Here is a 16,029-nt window from a genome sequence, read left to right as displayed (position 1 = left end):
CTTATTTACGCAACTTCGGATCTAAAGCGTCTCTTAGTCCGTCTCCAACCACGTTAAAACCAAACATTGTTATACAGATAAATGCGGCTGGGAACCATAATCTCCAAGGATAGTACGTCATGGCCGGAATTCCGTCAGACGCCATTGTTCCCCAGCTCGCTAATGGAGCCGGTACACCAAGTCCTAGATAGCTTAAGAATGCCTCCGTGAAAATAGCTGAAGGAATGGTGAGTGTCATTGTGACAAGAATTGGTCCCATTGAGTTTGGAATTAAGTGTTTAAATAAAAGTCTAGATGTTTTCGCACCTAATGTTTGTGCAGCAAGAACGTACTCTTGACTCTTTAATTGTAGAACCTGTCCCCGAACGATACGTGCCATGTTTATCCAGCCTACGACTGTCATGGCGAGGATAATTGTTAATAATCCTTTTGGCAGAACAACCATCATTAAGATAACCATTAATAGTGTTGGAATTGCCCATAAAACGTCTGCGATACGCATCATGACTTCATCTGTACGGCCGCCTTTGAACGCAGCAATACTTCCCCAGATAATACCGATGATCACGTCAAGGACCGCTGCAGCAAGACCGATGAAGATCGAAATTCTTGCCCCGACCCATGTACGGACAAACATGTCACGTCCTAAATCATCTGTACCGAACCAGTGCTCTTTTGAAGGTGGCTGGTCTGCATTCAGTAAATCGGTCGTCGAGTAATCATATTTAGAAAAAATCGGAACAAAGATGGCCAGCATCACAATAATAAAAATGATTGAAAGACCAACCATTGCAAGTTTATTTGCACGGAAGCGAAGCATAGCATCCTTCCATAAAGATAGACTAGGTTTAGAAATTTTTTCAGATTCTGCTGCGTCAGCTGTCGCAGGAACAAATAAATCTTTTCTCATCTCTTCCATGTGTTAGACCCCTTTCTTCGCCTTCGTCAGTTTAATTCTAGGATCGATAATACCGTAGAGGACGTCAACGACTAGAATACTGATTAATAGAATAATACTGTAGAAGACTGTGACACCCATGATGACGGTGTAATCACGGTTTGTAATACTTGTGACAAAGTGAGAGCCTAATCCAGGAATACCGAAAATCTTCTCCACGACAAAACTACCTGTTAACACTGAAGCAGCCATTGGTCCCATATATGTAATGACAGGTAACAATGCGTTTCGAATTGCGTGTTTAATCGTCACAGCTGATTTCGTTAATCCTTTCGCTCTAGCCGTTCTAATGTAATCACTGTTTAGAACTTCAAGCATACTTGACCGTGCAAGTCTAGCGATAAATGCCATAGGCATGAAGGAAAGTGCAATAGAAGGTAGTACGGTGCTGGCCCAAGACTCCCATCCTGCAACTGGGAAAATCGCTAAAACGCTTGCCTCAGATGCAAATACATATTGTAGCAGCGCAGCTAAAATGAAACTTGGAACTGAAATTCCAAAGATCGTTAAAATGGCAATCGTATAGTCCTGCCACTTGTTATGATAGAGCGCTGCAAGGACCCCAAACAATACACCAAATGCTAATGCGAGGAGAATTGCCTCAATTCCGAGGGTAAAGGAAACGGGGAATCCAGAACTGATTAAGTCATTTACAGTTTGTCCTTTATATTTAAATGAGGGACCAAAATCTAATTTTGCAACTGAACCTAAGTAGTTTACATATTGAACAAATAAGGGCTTGTCCAACCCGTAGTGCTCGTTTAGGTTTGCTTCAATTTCAGCAGGAAGTTTCTTCTCACCAGAGAATGGACCACCCGGTGCTGCCTGCATGAGAAAGAAAGTTGCAGTTACAATAACAAACAGTGTGATTAAAATATATATTAATCGCTTACCGATATATTTAAGCAACGGAATTGCACCTCCATGATTTTACAACATTTTCTCTAATCAGCAAGAAAGGTATATGGAGAGACATCCTCCATATACCTTAAGATCCTTGCCGTAGATCTCTTACACTATAATTCTTACTTTTCGAAATGTGCCCATTTGTATTGAACATCACCTAGTCCAGATACAACCACACCTTTTAGTTTTGGATCTTGTACCCAAAGCTGAGTGTAGAAGTAAATTGGTGCTATAGGCATATCGTTGATGATGATTTCTTCTGCTTTTTTCAGCATTTCTTCACGTTTCGTTTTATCTGTTTCTTTCGCAGAATCATTCAACAATTGTTTGTACTCTTTGCTTTCCCATCCAGTGTCGTTGTTTCCACCGTCTTTATCTTTGTAAAGCTCAAGGAAGTTCACTGGATCGTTGAAGTCACCTAACCAGCCCATACGTCCGATTTGGTAATCTCCGCTGTGGATCTTGTCGATGTATACGTTCCACTCAGAGTTATCAAGTTCAACTTTCACGCCTAAGTCTTTCTTCCACATTTCTTGAATTGCTTGTGCAATCTTTTGGTGGCCTTCATCTGTGTTGTAAGAAAGTTTCAATGCTGGAAGATCAGAAACTGACTTATAACCTAATTCTTTCACACCTTTTTCAAGAAATTCTTTCGCAGTTGCTACATCGTGATCTTTGAAGTAGCCAGTTTTGTTATCAGTGAATCCTTCCATTGTTGGAGGAACGATTGCCATAGCTGGCACTTGCTCACCTTGCGTAATTTTGTCAACGATCGCTTGACGGTTGATTGAGTATGCAAGGGCCTTACGGATGTTTGCATTGTTTAAAGGTTTTACTTCTGTGTTGAATTTGTAGTTATAGATACCTGCGATCGTTTGGATTTTAAGACCGCCTTCTTTTTTCAATGTTTTTAAAGACTCAGTTGGAAGGCTTCCAGTTGGTGAACCAGCCCAGTCAAGCTCGCCTTTTTTGAACATGCTAAGCTCAGTGTTTGTATCTTTGATCATAGACATGTTGATCTTTTTCAATTTCACAGTATCTTTATCCCAGTATTCATTGTTCTTTTCAAGCGTGATAGAACCGCCATGTTTCCATTTAGAAAGAACGAATGGTCCGTTAGATACGTAGTTTTCACCAGCATTTGTGAACCAGTTTTTATTCTTTTCAGCCACTTTTTTGTTGACTGGCATATACGTATAGAATGCAGTTAGTTCAGTAAAGAACGGTGTTGGGTTCTCCAGCTCAACTACAAGCGTTTTGTCGTCTTTAGCTTTAATGCCAACATCAGCAACTTTCGCTTTCCCTTTGTTCGCTGCTTCAGCACCTTTAATATAATAAAGCTGGTAAGCATATTGAGATTCATTTTTAGGATCTAATGCCCATTTCCAAGCATATTCGAAATCTTTAGCTGTGACAGGGTCACCATTAGACCATTTTGCATCACGAAGTGTGAATGTGTATGTTTTACCATCAGCACTTGTTTTGATATCAGAAGCCATTGCATTTTCTGGCTTACCTTCAGCGTTAATTCTTGTTAATCCCTCAAAAGTCTGACGGATGACACTTCCTGAAGTTGAATCATTTGCCAATCCCGGATGTAGAGAAAAAGGCTCAGTGGAGATATTCACATTTAATGTTGTTTTAGCCTCTCCAGAACTGCTCGTGCTGTCGCCTGATTTGTTTCCGCTGAAACCACAAGCGCTTAATACAAGTGTGAAAATAAGCATTAAAGTAACAACAGACCAACGCTTTTTCAACTGTATTCCCCCTTATAATATGTTTTAGTTCAAAGGTCTCGATAGAAGATGAGATTCAGATTTAAGAAATAGCGTAAAAAAGTCCCTAAATAGCTTACTTTCTATTTCTTTTGTTTTTTCTGAATTTTCACTATGTAAAGAGCCTAGCACAAACGTGTGAACAAATTAATTATAATGAATAGAATAATTTATTGCAATATCAATTTCATATATTTTAAAAAAACGTAAATGGGGATAAAGAGGGATTTTTATAAACTAAAGTCTCAATCACTTCAACAAATTAAAGCGTAAATTGATTAAAATAATTTAACAAATTCAGCAGGAATAATGTTTTATACATATAATTAATCATCCTTTTTTAAAAAATTCTGACAGATAGTTGGTTTTTTATCTAAAATTTTAAGTGTCAAACGGCATGATGAGAAGGTCACTTGGGGGCTTCGTGACTTTTTTATGGTCATCCTTTATAATAGATAGACATACTGTTGCGATGAAAAAGAAGAGTACATATATTCACCATTTACAGAGAGTCTGCGGCTGGTGCGAGCAGATAATGGCATGTATGGAATGGGCTTTGGAGCAGCTAACCGAACACTTTTGAAAGTTAGTAGGCTTAGACGGAGCAGTCTCCGATATCAACGTCTTGAGTGATTTCTATGTGAAATAACAAGGGTGGTACCACGGTTCATTCGTCCCTTTTCTGTTGAAAAGTGACGGGTGGGCCTTTTTATATTGAAGAAAAGAGGTTTTAGTATGACAAAGAAGACAATTTTTTCAGGCATTCAGCCGAGCGGTTCTGTGACTTTAGGGAACTATATTGGAGCAATGAAGCAATTTGTCGATTTGCAGCATGATTATCATGGCTATTTTTGTGTAGTCGATCAACATGCGATTACGGTGAGTCAGGACCGGCTAGCTCTTCGCCAAAATATTAGAAGCTTAGCAGCTCTTTATTTAGCAGTTGGACTTGATCCAGAGAAGGCAACATTGTTTATCCAATCAGAGGTACCTGCTCACGCCCAGGCAGGATGGATGCTGCAATGTGTTGCTTATATTGGGGAATTAGAAAGAATGACCCAATTTAAGGACAAATCCGCTGGTAAGGAAGCGGTTGTTTCAGGCCTATTAACGTATCCCCCATTAATGGCTGGCGATATTTTATTATACGGTACTGATTTAGTCCCTGTTGGAGAAGATCAAAAGCAGCATCTTGAATTGACTAGAACGCTTGCTGAACGTTTTAATCGAAAATACAATGACATCTTCACTGTACCTGAAGTGAAAATTCCAAAAGAAGGCGCTCGGATTATGTCTTTAACAGATCCAACGAAAAAGATGAGCAAATCCGATCCGAACCAAAAATCCTTCATTACCTTATTAGATGAACCAAAGCAGCTAGAAAAGAAAATCAAAAGTGCTGTGACGGATTCAGAAGGCATCGTCAAATACGACAAAGAGAACAAGCCTGGTATTGCCAACTTGCTGACGATTTATTCTGTATTAGGTAACGTATCGATTTCAGAGCTGGAACAAAAGTACGAAGGCAAAGGGTATGGTGAGTTTAAAGGAGATCTTGCGAACGTAGTCGTTGATGCTTTAAAACCAATACAAGATCGGTACTATGAACTCATTGAGTCAGACGAGCTTGACCGCATTCTTGACGAAGGTGCTGAAAAAGCAAACCGCGCAGCAAACAAAATGCTGAAAAAAATGGAGAATGCGATGGGTCTTGGCAGAAAACGCAAATAAAAAAAGCTTGCAGCACATCACGCTGCAAGCTTTTTCTAATTCACCTTTGATTCGTTTTCCATTTCCCAAAGCTTTTCAAAAAACGGCTGTCCTTTAATCATTTTTTCACAGAAAGCTAAATGATTCTCTGACCATCCATCAATGGTTTCATTGTAAAGCATGTTCCAAATCTCTTCGAATGACATTCGTTTGATTTGGTTGTACATGTGCGGGTTCCATTCCGTATACCAATACGCAATCTCCGCCCTGTTTTGAAGACCTTTTAATTGATCGAGCGCCATAAACATTAGCTGCTTCAGCTGTCTTTCTTTTCTCGTTAATCCACTGATGTGCTGCGGCGGCAATGACAAAATATGATACTCCTTCGCCGACTCAAGGCTGCCCTGAGAGAATTCATATTCCTCAGCCTTCACATCTTTCACCATTTCATACACCAATTGCTCCTGCCTTGGGATTAAACGGCTTTTCCTCACAGGAATGGAGTACCCAATCGTATCCACGGCAATGATTCGAATGCCGTCTGTGACCACAAAGCAATACTCTAATTTACGCCGTTCATGATTTTTTCGAATATATGATTTCTCAAATACAGATTCTAGCAGCGTCTTCGGCAGCTCTGAAAGATCATTCTCTATGTAATCAAACAAAGGACTCTGCACCTTGAGTAAAGGCACTTGATCTAACAGCTCAACGCTATCCTCCTTGCGCCACTCATGAAAATGACAGACATTGTAGCCATTTTCTTCCCCTTCAAACCAATTCACCCATACGTCATGAAGAAATAACATAACCAATCCCTCACTTTTTAAAAACTGTTGTCCACAGTATGGGCAAGGGATAGAGAAATTATTCCAACTTTATCAAAACTTCAAGCGGAGCGAATGATGGCGTGCATTTTTTTATTTTTATAAAGAAAACAAAGTGCGTGTCGCAGAGTCCCTTTCATCTTGTCATAAAAAATGAGGCATTACTTTAGCTTTTTAGGATCAAGCGCATCTCTCAGCCCATCTCCTAAGAAATTAAAGCATAAAACGGTCAGCAATATCAGTAAACCTGGGAAGAGCGGATACCACCACGCTTGCACCATAATCGAGAAGTTTTGTGCATCTTGCAGCATGTTGCCCCAGCTTGCTGTTGGCGGCTGTATGCCAAACCCTAGATAGCTCAGCGTTGATTCGGCTAAAATGACGGAACCTACTTTTAGTGTAGCTGACACAATAATAGGACCGATACAGTTCGGTAAAATATGCGAAAAGATGATGACATGGTTTTTCGTTCCAATGGTTCTTGCCGCAAGTACGAATTCTCTTGTTCGTAGTGATAAGAATTCACTGCGGATCAGTCTCGCGGTTGTGGTCCAGCCGGTCAAAGCAAAGATTAATATCAATTTATCAATGCCCGGTTTGAAAATGGTAACAAGCGTGATCAATAGAAAAATGTCAGGAATCGACAATACCACATCAACAAATCTCATTAAGATAGAATCAACAAATCCTTTGAAATACCCTGCTACCGCTCCAACGACGGTGCCAATGGTGATCGCCCCGACCACTGAGACGAAGCCAACTAGCAGAGAGACCCTCGCTCCATAAAGCACCCTTGAGAAAATATCTCGGCCAAACTTGTCAGTTCCCATCAAATGCTCAGCACTTGGCGGCTGGAGCCGCTTCAATAAATCTTGCTGCTCTGGTGCATAAGGGGCAATCACTGGAGCGAAAATGGCTGAAAAGATAATGACCAATAAGATCACGGAGCCGGCAACCGCCAGTTTATTTTTGAAAAATTTCTCACAAAATAAACGCAGCATCGTCTCTGGCTTTGGCGGAAGACCCTCTTTTAATTTGAGATCAACAGGAGGTGTTCCCATATTAGGCTGTGCCAATTGTGCTTCAGCTCCCTTCTAATATTCAATACGCGGATCAACGATCGCATATAGAATATCCGCTATTAAATTTCCAACCACCACGAGCACTGCGGAAATAACAGTCATCGCCATAATGACCGGATAATCTCTCGAAAAGGCAGAATCGATGAACAGCTTTCCAAGCCCTGGCCAAGTGAAAATTTGTTCCACCACGACTGCGCCGCCAATAAAGGATGGAACCATCAATCCGAAAATCGTAATGACAGGCATAAGACCGTTTCTTAACCCGTGCTTGAAAATGACTTTGTTTTCTCGAAAGCCTTTCGCTCTTGCGGTGCGAATATAATCCTGCCTCATGACATCAAGCATACTCGACCTTGTGTACCGGGTGAGCCCTGCCATATCAGCAGTTGCTAAAACAAAGGCTGGTAAAATGATGTGATGGAGCCGGTCAAACACATTAAAATCGGCATTTAAGGTAGAAACACCGCCTGTCGGGAACCATCCTAGATTCACAGATAAAACCATAATCAGAATGAGTCCAAACCAAAAGTTCGGAATAGCCAGTCCGATAAAAGATGTAACCGTAATGCCATAGTCAAGCTTTGTATATGGACGTTTTGCTGAAAGAACACCAAATGGGATGGCGATAATCAGTGCGACTAATGTAGAAAAGATCATGAGGATGAGGGTATTTGGCAGCCGGGCAAAAATCAAATCAGCCACGGGCGTTCCCTTTTTAACAATGGAGGTGCCAAAGTCACCTTGAAGCATATTGCCAAGCCATTTCATATATTGCACATATTCAGGATCGTTCAAGCCGTACTTATCAATAAAGGCTTCCCGGTCTGCGGCACTAATGGTCGGGTCCATCATGAGTGACATCGGATCGCCTGGTGCTGCTTTCATAATGGCGAAGGACAAAATGGTAATCCCAAATAAGATGGGAATGGAAAGCAGTGTCCTTCTAATGATATATGTAACCATATGCACAACTCCTTTTTCATCGGATCGCCATACTGTGATGAAAAAGGGCTAAAATAGTCTTTATTTTAGCCCTCTGTCTTCTTTGCAGCGTGATATGAGAACCCTTTAAATCTAACTGGTGCTTGGTGAATGAAATCACCGTGAGCACCAGCGCGCCGGACTGACACCGAATAGAAAGGTTTGTCTTCACACTGAAAGGGGAGAAACCTCCCCTTCTTCAATAGCAGCCTACTGTTCAATCCACCATTTCTCGATTTTGTAATACTCATCTTTCGGGTGGTAAGAGTAGCCTTGGAGATTAGATGGCATCGCGCGATGTGAGTTGGCATAATAAAGGAACGTATATGGCTGATCTTCTGCGATCAGTTCATAAATTTTTTCATATGCCTTTGAATATTCTTTTCGATCGCTTAAGTTCTTAGCATCCACTAACAGCTTATCGACCTCTTCATTTTTATACCAGATGTTATTCAAGCCTTTTTCTGACTGGCTTGAGTGGAAGATGCTGAATTGATCAGGGAATGTGGCAAGGCTCCAGCCGAGCAGCAGCGCATCGTAATCCCATTTAGGCGGTGTCGTCTGCTCAATGAGTGCACTGAATTCCACAATTTGCGGCTTCGCTTCAACACCAATTTCTTTGAGCTGCTGCTGGACAACGACAGCGATGTCTTCACGGACTTTGTTTCCTTGGTTGGTCTTTAAGACAAAGGAGAATTTTTTGCCGTTCTTATCAAGATAGCCATCTCCATCTGTATCCTCCCAGCCCTCTTCTTTCAGCATCTTTTTCGCTTTTTCTTGATCAAACTCAAATACTGGAACACGATCATTCTTCGGATAGTTCCATGACAGCGGACTTTCTGGAATGTTGGCTACTTTGCCGTCTCCATCTAACACTTGATCGACAATCGTTTGGCGATCAATGGCATGTGTCAGCGCTTGGCGGATCTTTTTACTTTTAAAGAGATCATTTTTTTGGTTCCAGCCAATGTATGAATAATTGAGCCCTAGATCAGATTCAATTTTAATGTTGCTGACTTTTTCAGCTGTTTGCAGCTCTGCTCCCGGTACAGCAAAGAAATCAATATCGCCTGCTGACAGCTGGGCAATCGCTGCATTCTGATCAGGAATGGTTTTAATCGTGACGGTATCAAGGTATGGACGTCCATCCCAATAATCGTCAAAGGCTTCTAGTTTAACGTAGTCTCCTTCTTTCCACTCGGCAAATTTAAATGGACCTGAACCAATTGGATTTTTTCGGTTAAATTCATTTTCACCGAGATCCTTTACAGGCACATCACCTAAAATATGCTTAGGCAAAATGCCATAGCTTCCTAGTGTGACATTATAGAAATAGGGATCTTTTTTATTGAGCTTGAATTCGATTGAGTAATCCCCTGTCTTTTTAACGGAATCTAATACTTCAAAGCCTGATCCGCGCTCTCCATTGTAGTCCTTATTGATCGGAATGCTGTATGTAAACACAACATCATCAGCCGTCAGTTCTTCACCATCATGAAACTTTACGCCTTTTTTAATGGTCACATCAAACTGCTTGCCGTCATCAGATTCTTTAATATCCTCTGCCAGCGATAGCTGAGGGTTCAGCTTTCCGTCAGTTTGAAGTAAGAAGCTGTAGATTCTTTCCTCAATATCAGAGCTTGCCACGTCTGTTGAATACAGCGAGTTAAATAACGTAGGCTCTGCAATTGAACCGATGACAAGGTCTCCGCCTTGTACAGGTTTTCCAGTTGATTTCTTTTCACTGTCTCCAGATGTTTTATTTCCACTAGAGCAAGCCGCAAGCATGAGTGTAAAGATCAGCAGTAAACTGACCAAAATGGGTTTTCTATTTCTACCTTCCATATACAATTCCCCCTATCCTTTTTTAGAAATGACGACAGATGCCGCTTCATCCCCCCTCTCAAAGATGAGATCTTCCAAGCTGATTAAGCGTCGTAGAGGTGGCAGGCAACGAAGTGGTTTGTTTTTAATTCCTGAAATGCTGGTATTTTTTCTTTACAGATTCCCTTTGCATGCGGGCATCTTGTGTGAAATACGCAGCCTTTTGGCGGATTCGCAGGACTTGGCAGATCGCCTTGAAGCATGATACGTTCTCTTTTGATCTGACCCTTTTTACGGGTAACAGGAACAGAAGAAAGCAGTGCCTGTGTATATGGATGGAGCGGTTCATCATACAGGCTGTGCTTATCGGCAAGCTCCATCATTTTGCCCAGATACATCACGCCGACTCTATCACTAATGTGCCTGACCACACTTAAATCGTGAGAGATAAATAGATATGTCAGGTCAAATTCCTCCTGAAGCTCCTCCATCAGATTAATCACCTGCGCCTGAATGGATACATCAAGTGCTGATACCGGCTCATCTGCGATGATCATTTCGGGATTCATGGCAAGCGCACGAGCGATGCCGATTCGCTGCCTCTGCCCGCCAGAAAATTCGTGAGGGTAGCGATTTGCAAAGCTTGGATGAAGGCCCACCTTTGATAAAAGCTGTTCTACTTTTTCATTTCTTTCTTTTAAGGAATATAAGTGATGTGTTTTGTAGGGTTCTTTGATGATGCTTCGAAGTGTTTTTCTAGGGTTGAGTGATGCAAAGGGATCTTGAAAAACCATTTGGATGTTTTTTCGTGTTGATTGTCTTAGCTTTGATTCTGATACGCGGGAGATATCTTGCCCTTTAAAAAAGATTTGACCGTCAGTTGGCTGATATAAGCGAATCATTGTCCGGCCTAGTGTAGATTTACCGCACCCTGACTCCCCAACAATGCCTAACGTTTCACCTTTATAAATCTTCAAGTCTATGCCGTCAACAGCTTTAACTGCACCGACTTTCTTCTGAAAGACGCCCGCTTTAATCGGAAAATGTTTTCGGATCTGTTTCAGTTCAAGGATGGTTTCTTTCTCTGTTAGATCTGTTGGCTGTGGTTGATTTTGAGCAAGGGTCATGTATGGTCTGCCTCCTCATATAAGAAGCATCTGACGCTTCTGCCATTTTCAAATGTCCTCAGCTTAGGCAGCTCTCCTAGGCAGCGCTCCTTCACTTGCGGGCATCTAGGAGCAAAGCGGCAGCCAGCCGGAAGCTGATCTGGCGCAGGGACATTCCCTTTGATCGCCGTTAACGGCTGTATGTCTCCGTCAATGACAGGAATCGATTCAAGCAGCCCTTCTGTGTAAGGATGAAGCGGCTGATCAAATAATTCTTCGACGGTCCCATTTTCAACAACCTGTCCGCAGTACATGACAATGACTCGATCTGCCACTTCAGACACGACACCTAGATCATGAGTAATGAGAAGAATAGATGTACCAAATGTCGTGCATAAATCTTTCATCAATGTGAGCACCTGGGCTTGAATCGTTACATCTAGGGCAGTTGTCGGTTCATCTGCAATGAGAAGCTTCGGATCGCAGCTTAGCGCAATGGCAATCATCACTCTTTGCCGCATGCCGCCTGATAAACGGTGCGGGTAATCTTTGATGATTTGTTCCGGTCTGGAAAAACCAACAATCTTCAGCAGATCAATCGCTTTTTTCGTCGCTTCTTTTTTTGAAAGTTTTTTGTGATAGATGAGGATTTCTGTTATTTGTTCCCCGATGGTTAGGACGGGATTAAGTGAGGTCATGGGTTCCTGAAAGATCATAGATACGTCATTACCACGAATGCTGCATAATTCCTTTTCTCCATATGTAACTAGGTCCTTTCCATCAAGCTTGATGGAACCGTCCATAATTTTTCCACCAGTGCCGTTTATCAACCCCATAATGGATAAGGACGTAATGCTTTTACCAGATCCAGACTCACCGACTAATGCGACAGTTTCTCCTCTGTTGATGCTGAAATCAACGCCATCAACAGCAGGTATCGGTTCTTTTTTTCGAAAAAAATATGTTTTTAAGTTTTGCACTTCAAGCAGCTTGGTCATTCATTCGCCCCTTTCTCCATAGACAATAGAAATGAATAAAAAATTCTGTCTTTTTTGAATAAAAAGAATTATCAAAATTTATATTTGTATATTATTACATTGTTATGACGAAATCAAGAAGAATTTAGTAAATTTGTAATATGTCTCTTTTTATGTTAATCATTCACTTTATGAGTCTACCGCCTTTAAAAAAGTTTCGGACGGCTCTGCAATCATAGACTCCTCGCTGATTTGGTGCTCACTGAAATACTTTTTCACGATATAAAACCCGGTGGCGTAACCAAGCATTTTGGGGTAGTTCCCTTTTCCATAAAGGAGGTTCTGTATCAGTCTTTCGTCGTCCTGCACTTTTTGATCAAGATGACTGGATACCCATTTCTTATACAAGTGCTGAAGCTGCGTTTCGTCATAGAGAGTGGTCCATTTGGCTGTATAGCTTTCTCCGTATCTATGATACACAGCATATTCAGCGAGCCCCTCCATCATGATTGTATCAAGGAATGTAAAATCTTTTTCTTCTTTCGTGAGAAAATGCAACCTGCATACATGGTGATATTCATGAGTCAGCAATGTACCGATACGTTCTTTCAGAGTATTTGGCGACAAAAAGAGAAAGACCTTGTCGTCAAATGCCATGCCGGATTGATAATAAAATTGTTCTCTAATTTCTTTGCTGCTCTCATTAACTGGCAAAATAAAGACAGGAATGTCAGGGCCTTTCCACTGCTTTTGCAGCGTTTGGTATTCTTTCATGACGAGCTGGAAGTACCCTTTTTCTTTGAGCTTGTCGATCATGTCTTTGCATGATCTAAAAGACCGAATCATTCCGTGATGCTGCAGGTGGGAGAGAATAGAGGACCATTCTTTTTCCTCTGCCCCTTTAAAATAAGGAATAAAGCGCGATGCCAGCTCCTGAAATGATGATGATTGATGAATGAGATATTGTGTATTGACTAGACCCATACCGCTAAACACCTCCATTTTCATCATATGCAAAAAAGCGGCGATCTGTTTATAGATCGCCGCCTTCTTAGGAAATATTACGCTTCGTATTTTTTAAAGATAATTGTCGCATTATGTCCGCCAAAGCCAAGTGAGTTACTTAGAGCCACTTGTACTTCTTTTGAACGTGCTTCATTTGCCACATAATCAAGATCACATTCTTCATCCGGTGTTTCAAGGTTAATGGTTGGAGGAATGACGCTGTCTTTAATCGCAAGAACAGAGAAAATAGCTTCTACTCCGCCTGCTGCGCCAAGTAAGTGACCTGTCATTGATTTTGTCGAACTGATGGCAAGCTGATTCGCATGCTCTCCGAACACTTCTTTAATGGCCATTGTTTCAAATTTATCATTGTAAGGTGTGCTTGTTCCGTGGGCATTGATATAATCAATTTCTTCCACAGACAAACCAGCATCTCGAATCGCTTCTTTCATTGCGCGGACGCCGCCTTCTCCGTTTGGAGCCGGTGCTGTAATATGATACGCATCTCCAGTTGAACCATATCCAACAATTTCTGCATAAATCGTCGCCCCGCGTTTTAACGCATGCTCGAGTTCTTCAAGAACAATAATCCCTGCACCCTCACCCATAACAAATCCGTCACGGTTTTTGTCAAATGGACGGCTTGCTGTCTCTGGATCAGGATTTGTCGAAAGGGCTTTGTTCGCACAGAAACCTGCAAACGACATTTTTGTTAACGGCGCTTCTGTTCCGCCTGTGATCATCGCATCTGCATCTCCGCGCTGAATGACTTTAAATGCATCACCAATTGAGTTTGTCCCTGTTGCACATGCTGTCACTGTACAAGAGTTAACCCCTTTTGCGCCAAGTGCAATTGAAATTTGGCCTGTTGCCATATCTGGAATCATCATTGGAACGAAGAATGGGCTTACGCGTCTTGCCCCTTTATTTGAATACACTTCAAACTGCTCTTCAAATGTTTCAAGTCCGCCAATACCAGACCCAACCCATACACCAACACGCGGTGCGATTTCATCTGTGATTTCAAGACGTGAATCTTCTAGCGCCTTTTGAGCAGCAACGACTGCATATTGCGTGAAGCGTGCCATTTTTCGCGCTTCTTTTTTCTCCATGTAATCTTCAATGTTAAAATCTTTTAGTTCTGCTGCTACTTTTGCGGTATATTCACTTGAATCGACACGTGTGATTGGTCCAACTCCTGATACACCTGCTACAGCATTTTTCCATGTTGACTCTACATCGTTGCCAAGAGGTGTCAAAGCACCTAATCCTGTAACAACTACTCGTTTTTTATCCATTAATTTGTGCACCTCACTCTTTTATCGGCCCCATCGCATAGCGATTGCGCCCCACGTTAATCCGCCACCAAAACCAACCATTACAATCACATCGCCGTCATGAATTTTTCCGGCTTCGATTTCTTCACATAGTGAAATTGGAATAGATGCTGCTGATGTGTTTCCATATTTATGGACTGTCTTCGACATTTTTTCAACTGGCAGCTCTAGGCGTTCGCGGGCTGCTTCCATAATGCGAATATTTGCTTGATGCGGAATCAAGAAGTCAACGTCTTCTTTTGATAGTCCAGCTTTTTCGATGACGTTTACGCTTGACTCGCCCATTTGTCTTACAGCAAATTTAAATACTTCTCGTCCATTCATGATTGTATGATCTTTTTCATCTAAGTACAAGTGCTTCCCGCCTCTTCCATCGGCTCCAAGCTCAAATGAGAGAATTCCTTTACCTTCGCTGACTTCTCCTAACACAGCAGCGCCTGCTCCATCTCCAAACAGAACAGCTGTATTGCGGTCATCCCAGTCGGTAATGCGAGAAAGCTTTTCAACGCCAACGACGAGCACGTGCTTGAACGTACCTGATTCAATAAATTGTTTTCCAGTAACAAGCCCATACATAAAGCCAGCACACGCAGCGCTAATATCCATTGCACATGCTTTATGTGCACCGAGCTGCTCTTGAATCATACAAGCGACTGTCGGAAATGCTTGATCTGGCGTGACTGTCGCCACAAGAATCATATCGATATCTTCTGCAGCCACATCTGCGTCAGCTAATGCTTTTTTTGCAGCAGCAAGCGCCATATGAGATGTATTGACATCATCAGAAGCAATTCTTCTTTCTTCTATACCTGTTCTAGTACGAATCCATTCGTCAGAAGTTTCAACCATTTTTTCTAAATCAAGATTTGTTAACACTTTTTCAGGTATATAGCGGCCAAGGCCAATAATTCCAGCATTCATTGAATAAGACTCCTTTTACTCATACGAGCATGTAATATTGTGATCTTATATTAGTATCTGGTACTAATTTTACCTTATTTTTTTCTCCTTGGCAATACAAACGTCTAACCTTTCCTCTCACTTTTTTCATAGATTATTGATATACCGATAGTAGAAAGGAGCATGTGATATGGCGCAAAAAGATATTTTTTCGGCTATGATGTTTGGCCAGCCGCTTGAAAAGGAGAAAAGCAAGACAGAAGCAAAGGAGGAACGTGAGGAGACATCTCCAAGTGAAGACTCAATTGATTACATGCATGTCATGAATCAAATTGGGAACATTATGAACTCCATCGATGAACTGAAGCCTGTGTTTAAAGATGTTGGCCCTATGATTAGTGCCTTCAAGAAAAAATTATCATAAAAAAAGCCACTATTCTGTGGCTTTTTCTGATTCTGCATCTGCTTTCCCCAGCTCATATGCCTCTTGCATGACAGATGTAAACAATGATAAAAGCGGCTGAAGAGCTTCGGGCTCAAGCTGAATACCCGCTTTATCTAATTCTTCTTTTGCCTGCGGAAAATACTTCATGGCAATTTGTAAAAACTCCATCGATTTTTCGTGCTGCATCGTCGTATCC

15 protein-coding genes and 1 other annotated feature are annotated in these 16,029 nt (G+C 41.6%); of the genes, 2 read left to right on the top strand and 13 right to left on the bottom strand.

Features of this window, described 5'->3' with window-relative positions; genetic code table 11:
- Position 1: 1 nt before the first annotated feature.
- From C6Y02_RS13710 to C6Y02_RS13700, 3 genes are all read right to left on the bottom strand, one after another.
- Positions 2-919, bottom strand: a complete 918-nt coding sequence (locus C6Y02_RS13710) for an ABC transporter permease (RefSeq protein WP_034663265.1) — start codon at positions 917-919, stop codon at positions 2-4.
- A 3-nt stretch (positions 920-922) separates the two neighbouring features.
- Entirely contained in the window at positions 923-1,867 is a 945-nt protein-coding gene (locus C6Y02_RS13705) for an ABC transporter permease (protein WP_060596003.1), read from the bottom strand.
- Positions 1,868-1,983: 116 nt separating this feature from the next.
- Positions 1,984-3,621 (bottom strand): peptide ABC transporter substrate-binding protein, encoded by a 1,638-nt coding sequence (locus C6Y02_RS13700; RefSeq protein ID WP_034666712.1) that lies wholly within the window; start codon positions 3,619-3,621, stop codon positions 1,984-1,986.
- A gap of 481 nt (positions 3,622-4,102) precedes the next feature.
- Positions 4,103-4,321 (top strand) — a binding site (T-box leader).
- Positions 4,322-4,374: 53 nt separating this feature from the next.
- Here C6Y02_RS13700 and trpS point away from each other — a divergent pair.
- Positions 4,375-5,370 (top strand): tryptophan--tRNA ligase, encoded by a 996-nt coding sequence (gene trpS, locus C6Y02_RS13695; protein WP_034663275.1) that lies wholly within the window; start codon positions 4,375-4,377, stop codon positions 5,368-5,370.
- 35 nt (positions 5,371-5,405) lie between these two features.
- Here trpS and C6Y02_RS13690 read toward each other — a convergent pair whose 3' ends face one another.
- The 9 genes from C6Y02_RS13690 to C6Y02_RS13650 form a co-directional block, all read right to left on the bottom strand.
- The gene (locus tag C6Y02_RS13690; RefSeq protein WP_034663278.1) at positions 5,406-6,158 is read right to left on the bottom strand and encodes a YjbA family protein; all 753 of its coding nucleotides are present in this window, start codon (positions 6,156-6,158) and stop codon (positions 5,406-5,408) included.
- 179 nt (positions 6,159-6,337) lie between these two features.
- Positions 6,338-7,237 carry an oligopeptide ABC transporter permease gene (gene opp4C / locus C6Y02_RS13685; RefSeq protein ID WP_081311422.1) on the bottom strand — a complete coding sequence of 300 codons (900 nt, stop codon included), beginning with the start codon at positions 7,235-7,237 and terminating at the stop codon, positions 6,338-6,340.
- Between the two features lie 33 nt (positions 7,238-7,270).
- Positions 7,271-8,221 carry an ABC transporter permease gene (locus tag C6Y02_RS13680; RefSeq protein ID WP_060595999.1) on the bottom strand — a complete coding sequence of 317 codons (951 nt, stop codon included), beginning with the start codon at positions 8,219-8,221 and terminating at the stop codon, positions 7,271-7,273.
- Between the two features lie 228 nt (positions 8,222-8,449).
- On the bottom strand, positions 8,450-10,084 hold the full coding sequence (locus C6Y02_RS13675; RefSeq protein WP_106031501.1) for a peptide-binding protein: 1,635 nt from the start codon (positions 10,082-10,084) through the stop codon (positions 8,450-8,452).
- Positions 10,085-10,167: 83 nt separating this feature from the next.
- Entirely contained in the window at positions 10,168-11,190 is a 1,023-nt protein-coding gene (locus C6Y02_RS13670) for an ABC transporter ATP-binding protein (RefSeq protein WP_034663288.1), read from the bottom strand.
- On the bottom strand, positions 11,187-12,167 hold the full coding sequence (locus tag C6Y02_RS13665) for an ABC transporter ATP-binding protein (RefSeq protein WP_045210037.1): 981 nt from the start codon (positions 12,165-12,167) through the stop codon (positions 11,187-11,189). The genes C6Y02_RS13670 and C6Y02_RS13665 overlap by 4 nt, the downstream gene beginning before the upstream one ends.
- Positions 12,168-12,335: 168 nt before the next feature.
- On the bottom strand, positions 12,336-13,130 hold the full coding sequence (locus tag C6Y02_RS13660; protein ID WP_106031500.1) for a DUF2268 domain-containing putative Zn-dependent protease: 795 nt from the start codon (positions 13,128-13,130) through the stop codon (positions 12,336-12,338).
- Positions 13,131-13,207: 77 nt separating this feature from the next.
- Entirely contained in the window at positions 13,208-14,449 is a 1,242-nt protein-coding gene (gene fabF / locus C6Y02_RS13655) for a beta-ketoacyl-ACP synthase II (protein ID WP_034663293.1), read from the bottom strand.
- Positions 14,450-14,470: 21 nt separating this feature from the next.
- Positions 14,471-15,409, bottom strand: coding sequence for a beta-ketoacyl-ACP synthase III (locus tag C6Y02_RS13650; RefSeq protein ID WP_012009552.1), 939 nt, complete (start codon positions 15,407-15,409; stop codon positions 14,471-14,473).
- A 169-nt stretch (positions 15,410-15,578) separates the two neighbouring features.
- On the opposite strand from C6Y02_RS13650, the gene C6Y02_RS13645 reads away from it, so the two are divergent.
- Positions 15,579-15,812, top strand: coding sequence for a hypothetical protein (locus tag C6Y02_RS13645; RefSeq protein ID WP_034663296.1), 234 nt, complete (start codon positions 15,579-15,581; stop codon positions 15,810-15,812).
- A 9-nt stretch (positions 15,813-15,821) separates the two neighbouring features.
- Here C6Y02_RS13645 and C6Y02_RS13640 read toward each other — a convergent pair whose 3' ends face one another.
- Positions 15,822-16,019: a ComZ family protein gene (locus C6Y02_RS13640; protein ID WP_003211983.1), complete on the bottom strand. Its 198-nt coding sequence runs from the start codon at positions 16,017-16,019 to the stop codon at positions 15,822-15,824.
- Positions 16,020-16,029 lie beyond the last annotated feature (10 nt).

The organism is Bacillus sp. NMCC4 (genome assembly GCF_002998555.1).
In the GTDB taxonomy this organism is placed as follows: domain Bacteria; phylum Bacillota; class Bacilli; order Bacillales; family Bacillaceae; genus Bacillus.
The sequence above is the reverse complement of the archived record's forward strand: the minus strand, read 5'-3'. Positions and strand labels throughout refer to the sequence as shown.

Excerpts from the sequence above, each read along its gene's own strand:
- C6Y02_RS13650 (WP_012009552.1), bottom strand. The coding sequence starts at position 15,409 with ATGAATGCTGGAATTATTGGCCTTGGCCGCTATATACCTGAAAAAGTG.
- C6Y02_RS13690 (WP_034663278.1), bottom strand. The coding sequence starts at position 6,158 with ATGTTATTTCTTCATGACGTATGGGTGAATTGGTTTGAAGGGGAAGAA.
- C6Y02_RS13660 (WP_106031500.1), bottom strand. The coding sequence starts at position 13,130 with ATGGGTCTAGTCAATACACAATATCTCATTCATCAATCATCATCATTT.
- trpS (WP_034663275.1), top strand. The coding sequence starts at position 4,375 with ATGACAAAGAAGACAATTTTTTCAGGCATTCAGCCGAGCGGTTCTGTG.
- C6Y02_RS13640 (WP_003211983.1), bottom strand. The coding sequence starts at position 16,019 with ATGCAGCACGAAAAATCGATGGAGTTTTTACAAATTGCCATGAAGTAT.
- opp4C (WP_081311422.1), bottom strand. The coding sequence starts at position 7,237 with ATGGGAACACCTCCTGTTGATCTCAAATTAAAAGAGGGTCTTCCGCCA.
- C6Y02_RS13670 (WP_034663288.1), bottom strand. The coding sequence starts at position 11,190 with ATGACCCTTGCTCAAAATCAACCACAGCCAACAGATCTAACAGAGAAA.
- C6Y02_RS13675 (WP_106031501.1), bottom strand. The coding sequence starts at position 10,084 with ATGGAAGGTAGAAATAGAAAACCCATTTTGGTCAGTTTACTGCTGATC.
- C6Y02_RS13645 (WP_034663296.1), top strand. The coding sequence starts at position 15,579 with ATGGCGCAAAAAGATATTTTTTCGGCTATGATGTTTGGCCAGCCGCTT.
- fabF (WP_034663293.1), bottom strand. The coding sequence starts at position 14,449 with ATGGATAAAAAACGAGTAGTTGTTACAGGATTAGGTGCTTTGACACCT.
- C6Y02_RS13665 (WP_045210037.1), bottom strand. The coding sequence starts at position 12,167 with ATGACCAAGCTGCTTGAAGTGCAAAACTTAAAAACATATTTTTTTCGA.
- C6Y02_RS13710 (WP_034663265.1), bottom strand. The coding sequence starts at position 919 with ATGGAAGAGATGAGAAAAGATTTATTTGTTCCTGCGACAGCTGACGCA.
- C6Y02_RS13680 (WP_060595999.1), bottom strand. The coding sequence starts at position 8,221 with ATGGTTACATATATCATTAGAAGGACACTGCTTTCCATTCCCATCTTA.